This is a genomic window from Bacillus sp. P4_D3 (assembly GCF_056401855.1).
This window is the reverse complement of the sequence record NZ_JBFUIN010000240.1, coordinates 1-4,888: the sequence shown is the minus strand read 5'-3', so window position 1 is coordinate 4,888 and position 4,888 is coordinate 1. Positions and strand designations below refer to the sequence as shown.

Annotated in this window: 4 protein-coding genes and 1 pseudogene; all 5 read right to left on the bottom strand. The window is 37.2% G+C overall.

Annotation, left to right across the window (positions count from 1 at the left end):
- Positions 1 to 982 (bottom strand): class I adenylate-forming enzyme family protein (locus AC1DTM_RS18260; protein WP_477000608.1); only part of this gene is annotated, 982 nt, incomplete at its 3' end.
- Positions 983 to 1,090: 108 nt separating this feature from the next.
- On the bottom strand, positions 1,091 to 2,269 hold the full coding sequence (locus AC1DTM_RS18255; protein WP_016105253.1) for an acetyl-CoA C-acetyltransferase: 1,179 nt from the start codon (positions 2,267 to 2,269) through the stop codon (positions 1,091 to 1,093).
- Positions 2,270 to 2,284: 15 nt separating this feature from the next.
- On the bottom strand, positions 2,285 to 3,064 hold the full coding sequence (locus AC1DTM_RS18250; protein ID WP_477000607.1) for an enoyl-CoA hydratase/isomerase family protein: 780 nt from the start codon (positions 3,062 to 3,064) through the stop codon (positions 2,285 to 2,287).
- 18 nt (positions 3,065 to 3,082) lie between these two features.
- Positions 3,083 to 3,937 (bottom strand): 3-hydroxyacyl-CoA dehydrogenase family protein, encoded by an 855-nt coding sequence (locus AC1DTM_RS18245; protein ID WP_016105255.1) that lies wholly within the window; start codon positions 3,935 to 3,937, stop codon positions 3,083 to 3,085.
- 622 nt (positions 3,938 to 4,559) lie between these two features.
- Positions 4,560 to 4,888, bottom strand: a pseudogene (locus AC1DTM_RS18240) (MerR family transcriptional regulator); the annotation flags it as partial.

Genomic DNA, 4,888 nt, shown 5'->3' with positions numbered 1-4,888 from the left:
TTGTATCACCATACGAGGTCATCGTAATAGAAACCGTTTCAGTTATTCCGAATGATTGGCAAAGGTTAATACCCATCCGTTCTCGTATCTCCGTCACTGTTTTTGCCGGAATAGGTGCGGCGCCAACTAATCCGGCACGCAATGAAGATAAATCATATTTATCAAAATCCTCTAATTCTAGTTCTTTTATAAACATTGTTGGTACGCCTTTTTGGATGGTTACCTTTTCTTGTTCAATTAATTGTAAAGTTTCTCGCGGACGGAATTTTTCTTGTAGTATCATTCGTCCCCCCATCGCTACTGCACAAAGCATATTAATTGCCATACCGAAAATATGAAACAGTGGTGCTGAGATAATAAATACATCATCTTGTGTACAATGCAGCTCTATTCCTATCGTTTGTGCAGATTGTACAACAGCACGGTGTGTAACCATTACACCTTTTGGGGTTCCCGTCGTTCCTGACGTATATAATATACAAAACAAATCATGATTCACATTTATATTTACTTGTTCAATATCCTTTGTTTCTGTACGCATTAACTCCTCATAGGAACTGAGATTCTCTTGCGGAAACCTTACTGTAATAGCTTTTTGTACCATAGTAAGTACTTTTTCAAAACCAAAATTCTTTTCAAATTCTCCGGATGCTATTAATAGCTTCGGAGCTGAACTTTTTAATATAAATTCAATTTCATATGATTTATATTTTGGATTAAAAGGAACGATTATTGCTCCTAATTTTGCTGCCGCAAAATAGATTACTACTGTTTCAGACCAGTTTGGTAGAGATACGGCGATACGGTCGCCTTTACTTACTCCTAGTCTCTTAAATGCAGTAGCCAAACAATCTACTTCATTTTTCAATTGTTTGTATGTAATTCGTCTCGTTAAATCATATATCGCTTCTTTTTCACCATAAGATGAAGTAACAGATTCTAACAGCTCATACACCGCTAATAAGTTCCTATTCTTTTTCATTCTCTCACTCACTTTCTATCGTCTTACCTACTAGCTCGCATTTTTTATCCCATACTTATAGCAGGACAAACGATGTAGGAAAACCAGGAAGGACTCTCCCTGGTTTTTCTAGTACAACGCTTCCCAAATCGCTGCAATTCCTTGCCCTCCGCCAATACAAACAGCGGATACCCCATACTTTTTATTTCTTCTTCTTAATTCATAAATTAAGGATAGAGAAATTCTTGTTCCGCTCGCAGCAAGTGGATGACCTATCGCAATTGCCCCTCCATTTACATTCGCTTTATCAAGATCGAACCCTAATTCTTTTTGACAAGCTAAGTACTGCGCAGAAAATGCTTCATTGATTTCAATCAAATCTAAGTCTGTTAAAGTTAGATTCGCTTTTTCTAATGCACTTTGAATAGCTGGAACCGGTCCGATTCCCATATACTTCGGTTCTACTCCAACAACAGCCCAAGAAATGAGCTTAGCAATCGGTTTTAATCCTCTATCATTTGCATAATCACTAGATGCTAATACAACCGCCGCTGCACCATCCACCATTCCGCTTGCACTACCAGGAGTTACTACACCATTTTCAGCAAAACGGGGTTTTAACTTTGCTAATTTTTCTAGGCTCGTATGACGGATGTGCTCATCTTCTTCAATGATCTGTTCTCCTTTTCTTCCTTTCACTGTTACTGGAACAATCTCTTCTTTTAAATACCCTTTTTCCCTTGCTAAAAGAGCTCGCTCATGACTAGAGAGTGCATGCTGATCTACTTCTTCTCTCGTTAAATTATATTTTGCAGCCAAATTCTCGGCTGTTTCTCCCATCGTACATTTACCATACGTATCATAAAGACCATCCCATAACCAATCTTCTAAAGCCGGACCGCCGAGTGGACTTCCCCATCTCATTCCAGGTATTACATGCGGAACTTGGCTCATGTTCTCAGTTCCTCCGGCAAGTGCAACGTCTGCTTCTCCGCAAAGAATATAACGAGCTGCCGTTAAAATAGATTCAACACCAGTTCCGCAAAGACGATTAATCGTCAAAGCTGGGACATGAATAGGTGCTCCGGCTTTTAATCCAACATGCCTTGCCAATAAATGTGCATCTTTACTAGACTGCTGAACATTACCAAATACAACTTGATTAATATCTTCAGCAGATATAGAAGCTTTTCGTATTGCTTCCTTAGCGGCAATTGCCCCTAATTCTGTTGCATTTAATCCTTTGAACGATCCCGAAATTTCAGCGAACGGAGTCCTAGCTCCCTCCAATAAAACAATCTCTTTCATATCCCATTCACCTCATTATTTCCCTAAATAAACTGGTTTTCTTTTTTCAACGAATGCTTGTAATCCTTCTTTACGATCCTCTGTTGCAAAAGCATTTCCAAAACAGGTGCTTTCAATTATTAAGCCTGTTTCAAGGTCAGCATTACTGCCTACATTTACCGCCGTTTTTAACATTTGAAGTGCTACTGGTGGTTTTTTTGCTAATTTATACGCCCATTCCTTTGCAGACTCAAACAACTCTTCCGCAGGTGCTACCTTGTTGACAATATGTAAATCGAACGCACGCTGCGCATCAAACATATCTCCGAAATAGAGTAATTCTTTCGCTACACCTTGGCCGACAATCTTTTGAAGACGCTGTGTACCTCCGCCTCCAGGAATAATTCCAAGTCCTACTTCTGGAAAAGCGAATTTTGCTTGATCCKAACAAATGCGCAAGTCACATGCGAGTGCGAGTTCAAAACCACCGCCAAGAGCTAATCCATTTATCGCCGCAATAACTGGTTTTGACATATTTTCAATTTTGCTAAATACCGTTCGTGAAGTCTTATTCATTTTGTTAACACCGACAAGATCAAGTGCTGCCATTTCATTAATATCAGCACCTGCGACAAATGCCTTCCTTCCGCTTCCTGTAAGAACAATTACTCGTACTTCTTCATTTACCTCTAGTTCACCAAATAGACTAGAAAGTTCATTAAACACTTGTGTATTCAACGGATTTACAGGTGGTCGATTAATCGTAACAATCGCAACTCTATTTTCAATTTCACAAATTAAAAACTCATAATTCATAACTTAATCCCCCATTCTTTATTCATAATCATAAAAACCTGCACCTGTTTTTTTGCCGTGTCTACCTGCTCTAACTAGCTGTTTTAACAGAAGCGGCGGCGCATATTGATCATTATTTAATTCTTCTTTGAAGTACTCCATCACATGATACCCAATGTCTACACCTGCAAAATCTTGAAGTGTAAATGGCCCCATCGGATAATTAAGACCGAGTGTAACAGCTTTATCAATATCTTCTGCAGAGGCAACGCCATCTTCTAGCAATTTAATTGCCTCTATAAATTGCGGAATCATAATTCGATTCACAATAAATCCTGGGGAATCCTTTTTTACTTCAACTGGTTCTTTCGAAAGTTTTTTAGATAGCGCTTTCAATTCTTCGATTGTTTCATCACTCGTTCGATAACCACGAACAACTTCTACAAGTTTCATAAGTTGTGCGGGATTAAAGAAATGCATGCCCGCCACACGTTCTGGACGGTTCGTTGCTGAAGCAATCTCTGTTATAGACATAGATGAAGTATTCGTTGCAAGTATAACCCCTTCAGGAACGATTCGATCTAGAGCTGCAAACACTTCCCTCTTCAAATCTAATTTTTCTAATACGGCTTCAATAACTACATCCGCATCCTTCATATCTTCTAAAGTTGTAGTGAGTCGAATTCGGCCAAGCGCCTTTTCTTTATCTTCTTCCGTCATCTTTCCTCTTGTAACACTCTTAGTCATAAAACCATTCATACGTTGTATTGCATTATCTAAATAACGCTCTTCAATATCATGTAAAATAACTGTAAACCCATTTAATGCGGCTAAATTTGCAATGCCAGACCCCATAGATCCTGCACCGACAATACCAATTGTTTGAATCGACATCTTTCATCCCCCTGTTCATTTTTTTAATATTCTGTAAATAAATTATATCTATATCCAAAAAGTTTTTGTATCTACACAATGTAGGAAAAATATATATTTCTTTCGTACATTTTTAGGGGTGTTCTTATGATGCAAATCCAATTGAAAAGAATTATGATTATTTCAAAGACAAAAAGTGCGCGCCTCTAAATATATAACTTTTCCTTGAGGCGCGCACTCTATGATGTAAACATTGCAACTATATGTTAACGTTCTTTACCATTTGATGAAATAACCATCTATACCAATAAAAAATCTGTTTCTGATACCCTCTCATTTTGTTCGTAAACATACTCATAGACAACAATATTCCTCATATTTACGATTTCTAATATTTGTTCTAACTGTTTTAAATACTCCCCACTTTCACAAGAGCTTTCTTTGTGATTTCAATATAAACTATGGTCTAAGACTAGGGGCAATAGCTTTATTTAATTTATTCATATATTTTGTATAAACTCAAATGAGCAAAGAGTAAACGCCCTTGATTTTTGGATTCAAAAAACCGCATCTAATTGTAGACGGTGTCTAACAATTAGCATGCAGTTTTTTCATTTCATTCTCGATTACCACATATACGATGTCATTTTTTATCTTTAATCATAATAACAGGAATCATAATAGTATAATGTTCAACTATTCTCCCTTGTCCTTTCGTCTCACAAACATACTGACATAAAATATCTCCGTTAAGAGTGTAGCCAAGTTCCTGAATAATATGTAGGGGTTCATCTAAAATTAATGCTGATAACGGTTCACTCGCATCTTTTTCATATAAATAATACAAACACTCCCCCATATCTACTTGTAAAACCGATTCATCAATAGGTAATTGGCATTCGTTCATTTTCAATTCAGAGGTAGCCATTCCCCAATAACTGTTATTTATATTTTTCATTTTATATTGTTCAA

Coding starts and splice junctions, on each gene's coding strand:
- AC1DTM_RS18245 (WP_016105255.1), bottom strand. CDS start 3,937: ATGTCGATTCAAACAATTGGTATTGTCGGTGCAGGATCTATGGGGTCT.
- AC1DTM_RS18255 (WP_016105253.1), bottom strand. CDS start 2,269: ATGAAAGAGATTGTTTTATTGGAGGGAGCTAGGACTCCGTTCGCTGAA.